The organism is Streptomyces sp. NPDC005728 (assembly GCF_040630895.1).
Taxonomy (GTDB): Bacteria; Actinomycetota; Actinomycetes; order Streptomycetales; family Streptomycetaceae; genus Streptomyces.
Genome location: NZ_JBEXYL010000147.1, coordinates 1 through 14,240 on the forward strand (window position 1 = coordinate 1; position 14,240 = coordinate 14,240).

Here is a 14,240-nt window from a genome sequence, read left to right on the forward strand (position 1 = left end):
GGCACCGGGCTCGTGGGTGAAGAGCGCCTGGCCACGCTTGAGGCCGAGTGCGCACGGCTGGTTGCGCTCGGCGCGGTGCGCATGCGACTCCTGTACGACGGCCACGATTCGTGCGTCGTGATGCAGGACATCGAGGGCAACGAGTTCTGTGTCGACTGAGCATCCTCCGAGCCGGCGAGGTGGGGAGCCGTCTTCCTTGGGCCTGTCTTGAAGGTGATCCCGTGCGGGGCTGGAGTTGCCCTGTGAGGGCACGGTTGTGCAGTCGGGCGATGCCGCGGACCGTCAGAGCTCGCTTTGCACCACACCGCGGGTGGAGAAGGTGACGGGTTCACCCGGCATGAAATCCCCCGGTGGGATGCCGGGGTGGTGACCCTCGCGGGGCGGGACACGCTCGGTGCGCGGGCCGAGTGCCAGTCGAGAGACGATGCGGTATCGGTCCCCGCGGTAGATCGAGTGCACGTACTCCACCGGTCGACCATGGGTGTCCGAGGTGAGACGTTCGAAGAGGAGGGCAGGTGACAGTTCGGGGACGCTGAGCAGGCTCCCCTCGCCCTGGGTCACTACTGTGGGCTCGATCGATTGCACCGCCTCACTGACCTGGACTCCGTGACGTTCCTTCAGGTGCTCGTACAGGTCGCCGTTCTCCAGTTCGTCGCTGCTGAGGTCCGGCACCAGGTCCGCCGGGACGTGCAGGTATTCGATGGCCATGGGGGAACCGTCGACAAGGCGCAGGCGGGCCACGTACCGGATCTCGGCCGCCGGTGAGACGCGCAGCTTGCGCCCCACTCGAGCACCGGCGGGCAGTGTGCTGAATTCGAGGAGTCTGCTGGTCCATGTCCCGGCAGCCTGGGGCAGGCTGAAGGTCTGGCGGTCTGCGACCAATTCCTGTGTGATCTTCTCTCCTGCCACGAACATGCCTCGGCCGTGCTCGCGCACCAGCAGTCCGGCGACGACGAGTTGATCGACCGCTGCGCGCAGCGTCGGCCGGGACACGCCGAGTTCGGAACACAGGACACGCTCGGAGGGAATGGCATCACCCGGGCTGCGCTCCTCGATGAGCTCCAGGATGGCATCACGGACCTTCTCGCGCTTGAGCACCGCGCGGGAGGCGGAGGGGTCGATCTCCATGCAGAACTCTCGATCGTCGTCGGGACAGCGACTGGTATGGACCCTAACTGGTCTGGTGGTAAATAGCTCCACCCCTCCGGAACCCGCCTGATGGCCCCAGACCCCTGAAATCGCACAGGGGGTTGACGCCCGCATTGGTCTATGCCACCTTCATGCAGCATCAACTGGTAAGCCCCCTAAGGGTAACTGGTCAAGCGCGGAGTGCGTCATCCGTCTCGAGGTCTCCTAGAGGTGAATCGTGAACTACCGCTTGCTCTCTACACTGCTCGGCGCCACCCTGCTCAGCGCCGGACTCACGGCATGTTCCTCCCCTGGTGATCAGTCGGATGGCACCGTGGACGGGAAGAAGACCGTCCTGGACGTGTGGCTGATGCGTGACAGCGTCTCTGCTGCCTTCCAGAAGGAGTTCGAGGCAGGTTTCGAGAAGGCGCACCCCGGGATCGACCTGAAGATCCAGATCCAGGAGTGGGACGGCATAGGCGAGAAGGTGACGGCAGCGCTGGCGAGCAACGACGCCCCGGATGTCATCGAGGTCGGCAACACCCAGGTCGCGCAGTACGCCCAGAGCGGCGGCCTGACCGACTTCACGAGCAGGGTGGCGGAGTTGGGCGGGAGCAACTGGCTGAAGGGTCTTGCCGAGCCGGGGGTGTACGACGGGAAGCAGTACGGCATCCCGTACTACGCGGCAAACAGGGTCGTCGTCTACCGCACCGACCTCTTCGGCAAGGCGGGAGTGGACGCCGGCGAGATCAAGACGCGAGACCAGTGGATCGCCGCCACGAAGAAGCTCAACAAGGGCGGAGGTCAGGGTATCTACCTGCCGGGCCAGAACTGGTACGCCCTTTCCGGCTTCATCTGGGACGAGGGCGGCGACCTCGCCGTCAAGGCGGGCGGCAAGTGGCAGGGCGCGCTCGACAGCCCTGAGGCACTGCGCGCCATGGACTTCTACGGCCGCCTCCAAGCGCTGGGCAAGGGACCCAAGGACTCCGACGAGGCTGAGCCGCCGCAGGCCGAAGTCATGGCGAAGGGACAGGTCGCCCAGATCATCTCGACTCCCGGCGGGGCCAACGTCGTCGTGCAGAGCAACCCGGACCTGAGAGGCAAGCTCGGCTTCTTCCCGATCCCCGGCAAGACGGCCCAGGCTCCGGGAGCCGTCTTCACTGGAGGCTCCGACCTGGTCGTTCCCGCCGTGGCCGCGCACCAGGAGCAGGCATTCACCTTCATCAAGGAGCTCACAGGAGATGCCTGGCAGAAGAAGCTCGCCGCGGCCATGAGCTACGTGCCCAACAAGAAGACCCTGGCCGGCGCCGTCTCCGCGGATCCCGGTACGGCAGCCATGGCAGTCGGCGCCGCCAACGGCCACGCCACGCCCAACACACCGCAGTGGGCAGCGGTCGAGGCCAAGAACCCCGTCAAGGAGTACATGACCGCGGTCCTCACCGGCGGCAACGAGGAGGAGGCGGCCGCCAAGGCTTCCAAGACCATCACCACGACGCTGAACAGCGGCTCCTGAGCGTCTCGGCCACCGACAGTCAGAGAGCAACCCGCCACCGAGCGCGAGGAGTCGTCGTGCCGACCGTTCGTGAACGGAGCGCACCACGCCCCGTCAACCGTCACCTGCCCCGGAACGGCCCCGGTCGGTCGAGCCCGCGGCCCGGGCCCCGCAGGACCTCACCCTGGCCCTACCTGCTGATCGCCCCCGCCGTTCTGGGCATGCTCTACCTCCTGCTGTACCCGCTGGCACGTGCCGTGATCATCTCCTTCCAGGACTTCCGGCTGCGCCAGCTGATCCTGGGCCACGCCCACTTCGTAGGTCTCCGCAACTACCGCACGCTTCTCGAGGATCCCCGGTTCTGGGAGGTGACGCGCCGCACCTTCTGGTTCATGACGGTCAACGTGGTCGTGATCATGGTCCTCTCGACCCTGATCGCCCTGATGATCGAGCGCCTCGGAAAGACATTCAGGACTGTGGTCCTCAGCTCCCTGGTGCTGGTCTGGGCCGTGCCCGTCGTCGCCGCGACCACTGTCTTCCAATGGCTGTTCCACTCGGAGTTCGGCATCGTCAACGCGGCGCTCACCGGAGTCGGCCTCGACTCGTACAAGGGATACCCCTGGTTCGCGCACAGCGGTGCCGCGTTCACCATCGTCGTGATCCTGATCGTCTGGCAGTCCGTGCCGTTCGCTGCGATCACCCTGTATTCGGCGCTCACGACCGTCCCGTCCGAACTCTACGAATCGGCACGCCTGGACGGTGCGGGCGCGACACGAATCTTCCGGTCCGTCACCTTCCCGCTCGTCCGCCCGATCTTCATGCTCGTGCTGTCGCTCGAAGTGATCTGGACCTTCAAGGCCTTCGTCCAGATCTGGTTGCTGACCCGCGGCGGCCCGGACGACGCCACCACCATCCTGCCTGTCTACGCCGTACAGACCGCGCTCGCTGACCAGCGCTACGACCTCGGTTCGGCCGCTTCGATGATCACTGTCGTGCTGATGAGCGGAGTGCTGGTCCTCTACTTCCGCCAGCTGCTCCGCCAGGAGGGGGAGGCCCTGTGACCGCCACGCATCTCAAGGCATCTCCGGCATCGAGAGGGCGCTCCCGCACCTTCACTTCGCGTCGTCTCGTCAGGCGTCTGCCCCTGCACGTGGCCGCCGCCTTGACCGTGGTGACCTGTCTGTTCCCGGTGTACTGGATGGTCACGACCGCGTTCAAACCCTCGCGTGACATCCAGTCATATCACCCCCGCCTGGTCCCCGAGGAGTGGACGCTCGACCATTTCCGGAAGGCGGTCGGCGCCGACGGATTCGCGTTGTTCTGGCGCAACAGCATTCTGGTGACCCTCAGCGCCGTGCTCCTCGCGCTGGTCGTCGCGCTCGGCGCCGCCTACGCCGTGGCACGACTGCGGTGGCGGGGTCGGCGGCACTTCATGCTGGCCGTCTTCATCGCGCAGATGGCCCCGTGGGAATCGCTGATCATCCCGATCTACATCATCTCCCGCGACACCGGCATGCTCGACCGGCTGCCGACCTTGACACTGATCTACTTCATGATCACGCTGCCGTTCACGGTGGTGGTACTGCGCGGTTTCATCGCCGGGATCCCGCCGGAGCTGGAAGAGGCCGCCCAGGTCGACGGCTGCACCCGACTCGGCGCCTTCCGCAGGGTGGCCTTCCCGCTGCTTGCGCCCGGTCTCATGGCCACGTCCCTGTTCGGGTTCATCACGGCCTGGAACGAGTTCACCTACGCCAATTTCCTGATCATCAAGCAGCAGGACAGCCGGACCCTGCCTGTCTGGCTCTCCTCGTTCCAGTCGACGTTCGGCACCGACTGGGGAGCCACGATGGCCGCCTCCACGCTCTTCGCCCTGCCCGCGCTGATCATCTTCCTCGTACTCCAGCGCCACGTGACGTCCGGACTCGCATCCGGGGGCGTCAAGGGCTGAACCCCGCCCCACCCCCCTTCCCCGTCTCCCACGACCGCTGGAGAGAACAGCCCGTGGATCTGCCCCGCCCCGAAGACACCCTGGTTCCCCAGCCCCGGCAACTCACCGTGCGCCGCGGCTCCTTCCGCCTCGACCGCGACACCCGCGTGCATGCCACCCCTGGAGCCGAATCCGCCGCCGCCCTGTTGCGTACCCTCCTTGAGCCCGCCACCGGCCTGCGCTTGGAAGCCGCCACCGACGCAGCCGTCGTCCTCGCCCTCGATGACGCACTCGCCGGCCTCGGCGAAGAAGGGTACGGCCTGACCATCAGCCCCTTCGGGGTCCTGTTGCGGGCCCGTCGCCCGACCGGTCTGCTGCGCGGCGTCCAGACGCTGCGGCAATTACTTCCCCACCAGGCGCTCTCTGAGCAGCCCGTTCGGGACATGCCATGGCTACTGCCGGCCGTAGAGATCACGGACGTCCCCCGGTACACCTGGCGGGGTGCCATGCTGGACGTCGCCCGGCACTTCCAGCCCGTGTCCTACCTGCGCAGATTCGTCGATCTGCTCGCATTGCACAAGCTCAACACTTTCCATCTCCACCTCACCGACGACCAGGGCTGGCGCATGCCGGTGGCCGCCTGTCCCCGGCTCACCGAGATCGGTGGATGGCGAGCCCAGTCCATGATCGGCCCAGCCGGCAGCAGCCGCTTCGACGGACGACCGCACGGAGGGTTCTACACGCGCGGCGAACTCGCGGGCCTGGTCGCCTACGCAGCCGAGCGTGGCATCACAGTGATGCCGGAGATCGGCGGGCCCGGCCATGTCCGGGCCGCCCTCGCCGCGTACCCCGAACTCGGCACCGACGCCGCACGGCACCTGGACGTGTGGACGCACTGGGGCGTGTGCGAGAACGTGCTCGGCGTCGATGATCACGTCCTGGACTTCTTCGGCACGGTCCTGGACGAGGTGATGGACGTCTTCCCCTCCCAGCGCATTCACATCGGAGGCGACGAATGTCCCACGACCGAGTGGGAGAACAGCCCGGTCGCCGTTGCCCGCGCTGCCCGCGAAGGGCTGCCTGGACCTCGCGCACTGCACTCGTGGCTGATCGCCCGCATCGCAAAGCACCTGCTCAAGGCAGGGCGCAGTCCGGTCGCCTGGGCCGAGTACGAAACCACCCTGCCCCCGCAGTGCACGGTGATGAGCTGGCGTGAGCCCAAGCACGCGTGGGCGGCAGCGCGCCGGGGGCACGAGGTGATCTACGCGGACCACCGTGCCACCTATTTCGACTACGCCCGCGGTCACGGCCCCGCGGAGCCCCCGGCCCAACCGGGCCTCGTCGTCGACCTGCGCACCGTGTACGACTTCGATCCCACGCCCCCCGATCAGGACACCGCGATCGCGGCGCAAGTGCTCGGCGCCCAGGGCCAGGTATGGACCGAGTTCGTCACCACGCCCGAACACATCGAATACCTCACCTATCCGCGCCTGTGCGCGCTCGCCGAGCGGATCTGGAACGGCCAGGACGACTGGGGGACGTTCACCTCCCGGCTGTCCGGACACCAGGCACGCCTGAATGCGCTCGGCATCCCGCACGACGCGCCGCCCGCCCACGTCAACCGATAGACGGACGCCAGGCCGCCCGCACGGGCCCTCCCCTCACCACGTGACGTCCTTCGGCGACCCATCGTGCCGGAACACCCCAGATCCTTCCGCGGGAAGCGGGAGTCCTTCCGAAAGGAACCGCAGATGAGAACCCGATCCACTGCAGGCCGGCGCCGTGTGGCACTGGCGCTGGCCGCTCTCCTGGGCAGCACTGCCCTGGCCGCCGTTCCGATGACGGCGACCGCCGCCGCGGGCGATGGTGTCGCCGTGCAGTACCGCACCAGCGCGAGCGGAGCCACCGCCGATCAGAGCGAGCCCTGGTTCAAGGTGCGCAACACCTCCTCCACGACGATCCAGTTGAGCCAGGTGAAGGTCCGCTACTACTTCAAGGCGGACTCGGCGAACGCCTCGTACAGGTTCGCCTGCTCCTGGGCGGTCAAGGGCTGTGCCAATGTCACCGGCACGTTCGGCACACTGAGTCACCCGACCGCCACCGCGGACCGGTACCTGGAGATCGGCTTCACCTCCGGCGCCGGATCACTGTCGCCGGGCGCCGACACCGGTGACCTGCAGCTGCGTTTCTACCAGTCGAACTGGCAGACAATGAACCAGGCGGACGACTACTCCTTCAGCGCCGCCCAGACCTCCTACGCGGACTGGAACAAGGTCACCGCGCAGCTCGCCGGCAGCACCGTGTGGGGAACCGCGCCCGAGAACAACGACCCGACCGATCCCACGGACCCGACCGACCCGCCCACCGGTGGCGGCCAGACCCTGTTCGACGACTTCAACTACACGTCCTCCACCGACCCGGCGATCTCCGCCCACGGCTGGAACGTCCGCTCCAACTCGGGTGGCCCCGGTGTCCCCGGCGCGACCTGGGACCCGTCCAAGGTCACCTTCCCCAGCGTCTCGGGCAACTCGGTGATGAACCTGCAGACCTCCACCGCGGGCACCGCCGAGACCACCAGGCAGACCGAAGTCGTCACCAAGAGCCTGAAGTTCAAGAACGGCACCTACGCCGCGCGGGTAAAGTTCTCGGACGCGCCCGCATCAGGGCCCGATGGTGACCACCTGGTGCAGACGTTCTTCACCATCAACGACCTCACCGCGCCGATGGCGGACGACTACTCCGAGTACGACTTCGAGTACCTGCCCAACGGCGGCTGGGGCGAGCCCGGCAACATCCTGTACACCACGTCCTGGGAGACGTACAACCCGGATCCGTGGCAGGCGGTCAACCAGCACACCGAAGCGCGCCAGAGCTACGCCGGCTGGCACGACCTGGTACTCACCATCGACAACAACAGCATCAAGTACTACATCGACGGTCAGCTCTTCGGCACCCACGATGCCCAGTACCTGCCGGAGCGGCCGATGTCGATCAACTTCAACCAATGGTTGATCGACCTCGCCGGGCAGACATCGACCGCACCTCGGTCCTACGACGAGCAGGTCGACTATGTCCTGCACGTCAAAGACCAGGTCCTCACACCGGCCCAGGTGGACACGAAGGTGGCCGCGTACCGCACCGCCGGGAAAACGTTCGTGGACGAAGTACCCGCTTCCTAGATCAGGATGCCCGTCCTGGCGGACAAGAGCGGACAAGAGAGGGGCGCCAGGACGGGCAGCCTCGGCCCCTGTCGCAAGGAGGACGGCAGAGACGCGGGCAGAACTGGGCGTGCGCCCGCATGCGGGCGCACGGACTCCCGAAGCTTGCGGCCGTTCAGCCTGCGGCGGCAGTGAGCGCTCCGAGGGCGCGGGCCCGGGTACGCCAGTCAGCCTGGTTGAGGCCGGTGCCGTTCGAGTTTGAACGAGCCATGACGAGGACGCCGTGGATGACGAATCCGAGGCCGTGGCGGCCCCCAGGGCCCGGTACCAGGACAGTGAGCTGCGCCGGCAGCGGATCTGCGCGACGGGGGTCGTCGGGAATAGCCTGGAGAAGAGCTGCACGGGTACGGAACGGACCCTCCCGATGCACTCCCTTCGCTGAGGGGGACGTAAGAGAGGGAGGCCAAACAGCCATGCCCTGGAATCTGAACGGCACGTATCTGGAGAGCTGCAACTGTGACGTGGTGTGCCCCTGCACCACCTCGGGCCTCACCGCACCGGCCGACCACGAGCGCTGCCAGGTGACCTTCGCGTTCCACGTGGACAGCGGGAGCGTGGACGGTGTGGACGTCTCCGACCGCAGCGTCGCCGTCTTCATCGACGCGCCCCGGGTGATGGCCGAGGGCGGCTGGCAGGTGGCGCTGTACCTCGACGCTTCGGCCGACGACGGCCAGGCGGAGGCGCTGGGCAAGGTCTTCTCCGGCCAGGCCGGCGGGCCGATGGCGGCGCTCACTCCCCTCATCGGTGAGGTGCTCGGCGTGGAGCGCGTTCCTATCGACTACCGCGACGACGGCCGCCGCCACGCCGCGCGGGTGGGTGACGCCATCGACATCGAGATCGAGGACCAGGTCGCCCCCCAGTTCGGCGAGGACGGCCCGGTCATGGGCCTGACCGGCATGTTCCATCCGGCGAACAGCACGCTGACCATTGCCCGGTCCACCCGGGCGACGGGCGATGGCGTGTACGGCCGGTCCTGGGACTTCTCCGGCGGCAACGGACACTCGGCGCCCTTCACGTGGTCCGCGTGACCGGTCGGCTGGTCACCGTCCACCCCGGGGCGGGCCCCGCCGGACTGCTGCTGGTCGCGGCGGCTGCCGCCTGGGTCTGGGTGGTGACGCGCTGGGGTGGTATGCAGGCGATGCCGGGCACCATGGGCCTGGGCCTGCCCGCTTTCCTGGCCGTGTGGACGCTGATGATGGCTGCGATGATGCTGCCCGCCACGGCGCCCGTCGCCGCACTGTACGCACGCACCATCACCGTGCACCGGGCGCCGCGCATGCTCGTGTTCACCATCGCCTACCTGCTTGTCTGGGCCGCAGCCGGGCTGCCGGCGTACGGGGTGGCTGCCGGCCTGGGCCGAGCAGCGGGCCTCCCCGCCGTGGTGGGGAGCGCAATGGCCGCGGCCGTGTTCGCGGTCAACGGCGTCTACCAGCTCACGCCCCTAAAAGACCGCTGCCTGGCGAGGTGCCGCTCACCGATCGGGCTGATGCTGCGCTACGCCTCGTACCCCGGGCCCTCGCGGGATCTGCGTGCCGGAGCCCACCACGGAGCCTTCTGCCTGGGCTGCTGTTGGTCGCTGATGGTACTGCTGGCCTCGTTCGGTGTGATGAACCTGTGGGCCATGGTGGTCCTGACCGCCGTGATCACTACGGAGAAGCTGGCTCCGGCCGGCCGCCTGGTGGGCCGTGCCGTGGGGATCGCCTCGATCGGCCTGGCCGTCGCCGTCTTCTGGGTCCCGGCGCTGGCTCCGGGGCTCACCGGTGGCGGTACGGCCGGGATGTGAGGACGGAGGCCGTGCCCGCCGAGAAAGCACACGCCGGGCGGGCACATGAGGGTACGCGGGGCCCGTCGTACCCCTTCACCTCGCCGAACCGGGACCCCTTCGTCCAGTCCTCACGGGCCTGTTCGATCTCCGCCTGCGTACGCCCGACGAAGTTCCACCACGTACCACGTGATCTGCGGTTCTTCCCAGGTCAGAGGTATCGCGCACCCTCGGAGGTCAGCAAGAGGTCAGCATCGGACGCCGAGGAGTCAGCACCACATGGCGGCACGCGCGCTCGCACGGGGCATGGGCACCTTCTCAGGGACTGCGAACACTCTCAGTCCCGTGGGTCGAAGTGCCCGCACGAGTACAAGATCCGGTACCGCAATGCGGCGGGCAGGCAGACGGAGGAGGCCGGGTTCGCGACACAGGACCGGGTGATCGAGCGTTTGACGGAGACCTACAACGAGAAGAGGACGGCGGCGTCGCGCTCTCAGTCGAAGGCGGAGCGCTTCCAGAAGTACGGAGCGATGCGGTTCCAGGAGTACGCCGAGGTGTGGAAGACCGGCAAACGGCACCGGGCCGTCCACCTCTGCCCGGCGCTCGCCAGCCGGCGGATGAACTCCTTCGACGACAAGGTGGTCGGCGGTTTCATCCGCACGATGGAACGCGCGGGAGCGGGACTCGTCAATCAGGCGAACGCCTTCGACAAGCTGCGCGCGATCCTCCTGGTTGCGCATCGCCTCGGCATCTATTCCGGCAACCCGGCGGCCGGGGTCAAGCCCCCGCAGTACGACCCGGCTCGTGCGGTGATCCCGTCCCTCGAACAGCTGCGTGCGATACGGACCGCAGGCGACGACGCGTTCATGCTGATCGACGGCTACCTGCTCCGCCAGCAGACCGGTCCGCGCAAGCCGTATCCACACTGGGGTATGGACAACCAGTGGCGACGGATCAGGGCGTCGGGCGAGGTGGACATCCCGGAGGGGATGGTGCTGTACGGGAACCGTCACTTCTACGCGTCGAACTGCCTGAGCAACGGCATCCCCATCACGGACGTCGCTGAGTGGATGGGGCACAAGAGTGCCGACGTCACGTTCAAGATCTACCGGCACCTCGTGCCGGGATCGATCGGCAAGGCGGCGCAGGTGCTGGACATGGCACTCGCGGCATGACATGACGGCGAGCCCTGGCCGCGCCGGCGGCCAGGGCTTGATAGCGGAGGGAGTCAGCCGAGCTTCTGCTGCCGAGCCCAGGCATGCACATCGGTGATCTTGAACTGCAGCTTGGCGCTACGGCCGTTCCCGAACTTGTAGGGGGTGAGTCCGAGTTTCGGTGCGTCTCGGTACACCCACGTGATCGACATGTTCAGGTATTGGGCGGTCTGCTTGGCGTTCATGAACTGCGCGGGCAATTGTGGTCCTCAAGGGAGCAAGGGTCGAGAAGGCCCGAGCATTCGTCGCAGACCATGGTTTGTAGAGGCGGCGGATCGAGTGGTAGCGAAGTGTTCCCTCGGGAGCTTCGGTCAAGGGTGTCTGAGCCCTTGGCCGAAGGACCCCCGCGCAGTAGGTGACTTGGCAGGAGACAGGCTCCGGTCTTCGGCGCGCTGCACGTTTGTCCCAGCAGTTTCTTCATCTGCTGGTGGTACATGGCGGACAAGCGGTTGACCCTGAGCATCGCCGAGCTTCCCATGGGATCGGCGGCTCCGCCGCACGGAGTCAATCGTTCACGCCTGCCTGAGGGGCCGGTTCACCAGCGGTCGGGAGCAGCTGTGGGATGCCGTCGACCATCGGGTAGCGAAGTCCCAGCCGGGGGTTGTACAGCGCGTCCTGGGAGGCAAGCAGTGTAAGTGGTCCCTTGTCGATCGGACAGGCGAGGATCTTGAGCAGCGGGTCGTCGGACTTCATGGCCGGACTCCTTGGGGACGGTCTTGAACTCGGGGTCTTGGCGCGGCAGGGCAGCCAGGGCGAGCACGGCGACGGCTGTGCCGCCGAGTTGCAGTCCCAGCCGCAGCGGGTCCTCGGGCAAGGGGTCACCGAAGGCGTATGTGCCCGTCGCCACTGCGAAGAGACAGGTCACGGTGGTCGAGGCCGGAACGACGACGACGGCCCGGTGGCGTTGCAGCGCGGTCTGGGACATGACCAGCCCCGAGGCACTGGTGAAGAGCAACAGATACGGGTACGGCGACCTGAGCAGGCCGAGCACCGAGCCCGTGACATCGCCGGCGGTGAGGAGTCCCGCCGTCCCTTTGGTCGCGAGCGAGCTGACGCCGTACACGAGCCCGACGGCCACGCCGTGCCCCACGCCGCTGGTGGGCGGGCGGTGACGACGGCGGGTCCGGCGTTCCACGCCGGTGTACAGCCATGTCGCCACCGCCAGGGCCGACAGGGAGACCGCGAGGAGCCTTACGGGACTTGCGGTCCTGCCTACCTGGTGCGGGCTGTCCTCCAGCGATGTCATCACCATCACCAGGGCGACGACGACGATCGCGGTGCCCGCCCGCTCGCGGCCGGTGGGTCGCTCCCCGAGCAGCACGGACGACAGCAGGAACAGCAGAACGAGTCCCGCCGTGAGGATGCCCTGCGCCGCGGCGATCGGAAGGGTCCGGTAGGCCAGCAGCTGCGCGGCGAAGCCGAGGCAGAGCACCGCGCAGCCGGCGATCCACAGCGGACTGCCGAGCAGCAGCCGCAGCGCACGTACGGGCTCGCTTCCGCGCAAGGGCGGCAGGCCGGTCAGCGCCCGCTTCTCCAGAAGGAAGCCCGAGCAGCAGAGCAGATTGGCCAGCAACGCAGCCGCCACTCCAGAGCCGGTCACGGTGCCCGCCGGGCGTGCACGAGGAGGATGGAGGCCAGCGACGGGAGGCGGCACAGCGCCCGGTCCAGCGGACGCATCGGAGACGGGACGCCGTGGAAGGGCGCACCGGTGACCGCGACCACCTCGAAGCCCGACGCGGCCACGAGACTCCGCAGCGCACGTGCGGTGCTGAGCCGGAGGTGGCCGACCACCTCGTGTCCGGGGCGGCCGTGGACGGCACGCAGGCTGACCTCGGAGAAGACGGGCTGTACCCCCACGAGGAGCAGCGCACGGTTGTACCAGGCGGCGAGGTTGGGAGTGGAGAGCATCAAGTGCCCGCCCGGACACAGGACCCGGCGCAGTTCGTCGAGCGCGCTGTCCGGGTCGACGAGGTGTTCGATGACCTCGCTGAAGAGCACGGCGTCGGCGCTGCCCGTCGCGATCGGGAGGCCGCTGCCGGACAGTTCTCCTCGTACGGCCCCCGAGAGGCGGGGTGCGGCGCGGCGCAGCGCGTCCTGCGACCAGTCGATCCCGATGACATGGTGCCCAGGCAGTTCAAGTGCCGCTGTCACCGCGGCCGTACCGTCGCCGCAGCCGACGTCCAGGACGGTCGCAGGGGCCCGATCCGGGCCCACCGGCCCCAGCGCACGGGCCAGGATCCGGGCCTGGCGCAGGCTGCGCTCGGTGCCGGAGGCGACGGGTACGGCTGGATTCTCGTAGAAGTCCCGCAGCTCGGCGGGGCGCACTGTGTCGGTCATGTGCGGCTCCTGTGAGATGCCGGGTCACGCCACGACGTGGCGTCGAGGGACTGGGCGAGGAGATCGCCGAGGCGTGCCCCGGCGTCGTCGTCGAAGAGGGCCCGCGACCAGCGCAGTGCCACTTGGAGGCGTCCGTCGGTGGTGGTGACGGTGAGGCTCAGGCCGGTGGGCCGTCGGCCGGGCCCGGAGAACCACACGGCCCGGGCCCGCCCCGCGTCCCCGAACACGAGGGGGTACGGAAGCCGGCCCAGGTTGCTGACCAGCATCGTCGACGCCCGGGAAGCGCCTGCACGGCGCACCGCGCGGGCGACCGCGCGCCGCGAGCCGACTGGTAGCACGGGCACGGTGAGCGCGGCGGCGCCGCGGCCGAGCGGGGGACCGGGCGGGGTGGCTTTGAGTGCCCTGGTGCGCAGCGCCGTGTGACGCAGCAGGCGTACGACCGCGTCAGGGTTGGGGTTCTCGGCGCTCAGCAGGGCCTCGTCCGCCCGGTCCTGCGGGGAGACCGGCACCCTCAGTAGCCTGGTGCCGTTACCCATCGGCATGTGCGGGCCGAGCGGCCGGTCGTCGACGGGCATGTTGAGCCAGACGGGCCGACCGGTACTGCCGTGGATCCGGTTCCAGCGGGCCACCATGAGCGAAGCGGCCACCAGCACCTGGTCGTTGACCGTGTACGGAATGGCGAGACCGCGGTCGCGGGGCGGCCGTACGGGGACCGGGAGGCAGGCGAGGAACAGGCCGTCGGCCGGTGTACTTGGCCCGGCCTGCGGGTCCGGCCCGGCCGGTGCGACGCGGGCGGGCCGGCCGCGCGGGGCTGGGGGAGCCGGCTCGATCGTTCTCTGCGGCGGGGCAGCGCGGACGGGGGGCGGGGCGGGCTCGTCGGTCACCCCGCTGTACACCTCGGCCGTGGTGGCCAGCAGCCGCAGTCCGGTCGGTGCGTCGAGGGCGGTGTGATGGAGGGTCAGGACGAGCACACAACCGACGGCCTGCGGGCCCGGATCGACGACCTCCAGCCGGAGCGGCGGGGACGCAGTCAGCGGCGGGCAGTCGGCAAGGGACCGTTTCCGGGCCAGGGCGAGAGCGTCCGGACCGGGAGGCGGGAAGCGGACGGGGTCCGTGTCCGGGTCCTGGGTCACCTCCCATGTGTAGTGCCGCCGGTACCAGC

The 14,240-nt window shown here is 68.4% G+C and carries 14 protein-coding genes and 1 pseudogene; 9 read left to right on the forward strand and 6 right to left on the reverse strand.

Translation table 11 applies throughout. The features are described 5' to 3' along the window. Positions 1–159: VOC family protein (locus ABZ471_RS44210; protein ID WP_359074829.1), on the forward strand; the 159-nt coding region annotated here is incomplete at its 5' end. Positions 160–282: 123 nt separating this feature from the next. Here ABZ471_RS44210 and ABZ471_RS44215 read toward each other — a convergent pair. Further along, positions 283–1,128 carry a GntR family transcriptional regulator gene (locus ABZ471_RS44215; protein ID WP_359074818.1) on the reverse strand — a complete coding sequence of 282 codons (846 nt, stop codon included), beginning with the start codon at positions 1,126–1,128 and terminating at the stop codon, positions 283–285. A 238-nt stretch (positions 1,129–1,366) separates the two neighbouring features. Between ABZ471_RS44215 and ABZ471_RS44220 the strand changes: the two genes are divergently transcribed. The 7 genes from ABZ471_RS44220 to ABZ471_RS44250 all read left to right on the forward strand — a co-directional run bounded on the left by ABZ471_RS44220 (position 1,367) and on the right by ABZ471_RS44250 (position 9,548). Beyond that, a complete protein-coding gene (locus tag ABZ471_RS44220) occupies positions 1,367–2,641 on the forward strand; it encodes an extracellular solute-binding protein (RefSeq protein ID WP_359074819.1) in 1,275 nt (424 codons plus the stop codon). Between the two features lie 104 nt (positions 2,642–2,745). Next, on the forward strand, positions 2,746–3,681 hold the full coding sequence (locus ABZ471_RS44225) for a sugar ABC transporter permease (protein ID WP_359074830.1): 936 nt from the start codon (positions 2,746–2,748) through the stop codon (positions 3,679–3,681). A gap of 77 nt (positions 3,682–3,758) precedes the next feature. Beyond that, positions 3,759–4,568, forward strand: a complete 810-nt coding sequence (locus ABZ471_RS44230) for a carbohydrate ABC transporter permease (protein WP_359074831.1) — start codon at positions 3,759–3,761, stop codon at positions 4,566–4,568. Positions 4,569–4,621: 53 nt separating this feature from the next. Then, positions 4,622–6,175: a beta-N-acetylhexosaminidase gene (locus tag ABZ471_RS44235; protein ID WP_359074820.1), complete on the forward strand. Its 1,554-nt coding sequence runs from the start codon at positions 4,622–4,624 to the stop codon at positions 6,173–6,175. A gap of 123 nt (positions 6,176–6,298) precedes the next feature. Beyond that, positions 6,299–7,726 (forward strand): cellulose binding domain-containing protein, encoded by a 1,428-nt coding sequence (locus tag ABZ471_RS44240; protein WP_359074821.1) that lies wholly within the window; start codon positions 6,299–6,301, stop codon positions 7,724–7,726. Between the two features lie 452 nt (positions 7,727–8,178). Next, a complete protein-coding gene (locus ABZ471_RS44245) occupies positions 8,179–8,793 on the forward strand; it encodes a DUF1326 domain-containing protein (protein WP_359074822.1) in 615 nt (204 codons plus the stop codon). After that, entirely contained in the window at positions 8,790–9,548 is a 759-nt protein-coding gene (locus ABZ471_RS44250; RefSeq protein ID WP_359074823.1) for a DUF2182 domain-containing protein, read from the forward strand. The genes ABZ471_RS44245 and ABZ471_RS44250 overlap by 4 nt, the downstream gene beginning before the upstream one ends. Here the strand turns inward: ABZ471_RS44250 and ABZ471_RS44255 are convergent. Beyond that, a pseudogene (locus tag ABZ471_RS44255) lies at positions 9,520–9,708 on the reverse strand (hypothetical protein); the annotation flags it as partial. The gene ABZ471_RS44250 and the pseudogene ABZ471_RS44255 sit on opposite strands and share 29 nt — an antisense overlap. A gap of 256 nt (positions 9,709–9,964) precedes the next feature. Here ABZ471_RS44255 and ABZ471_RS44260 point away from each other — a divergent pair. Then, positions 9,965–10,702 (forward strand): site-specific integrase, encoded by a 738-nt coding sequence (locus ABZ471_RS44260; protein WP_359074824.1) that lies wholly within the window; start codon positions 9,965–9,967, stop codon positions 10,700–10,702. A 53-nt stretch (positions 10,703–10,755) separates the two neighbouring features. Here the strand turns inward: ABZ471_RS44260 and ABZ471_RS44265 are convergent, their stop codons facing one another. From ABZ471_RS44265 to ABZ471_RS44280, 4 genes are all read right to left on the reverse strand, one after another. Then, a complete protein-coding gene (locus ABZ471_RS44265; RefSeq protein WP_359074825.1) occupies positions 10,756–10,941 on the reverse strand; it encodes a hypothetical protein in 186 nt (61 codons plus the stop codon). 304 nt (positions 10,942–11,245) lie between these two features. Then, positions 11,246–11,434: a Trm112 family protein gene (locus tag ABZ471_RS44270; protein WP_359074826.1), complete on the reverse strand. Its 189-nt coding sequence runs from the start codon at positions 11,432–11,434 to the stop codon at positions 11,246–11,248. 903 nt (positions 11,435–12,337) lie between these two features. Then, a complete protein-coding gene (locus ABZ471_RS44275) occupies positions 12,338–13,078 on the reverse strand; it encodes a class I SAM-dependent methyltransferase (protein WP_359074827.1) in 741 nt (246 codons plus the stop codon). Beyond that, positions 13,075–14,240, reverse strand: a 1,166-nt coding sequence (locus ABZ471_RS44280; RefSeq protein WP_359074828.1) for a condensation protein, incomplete at its 5' end; no start/stop codon positions are given. The genes ABZ471_RS44280 and ABZ471_RS44275, both read right to left, overlap by 4 nt.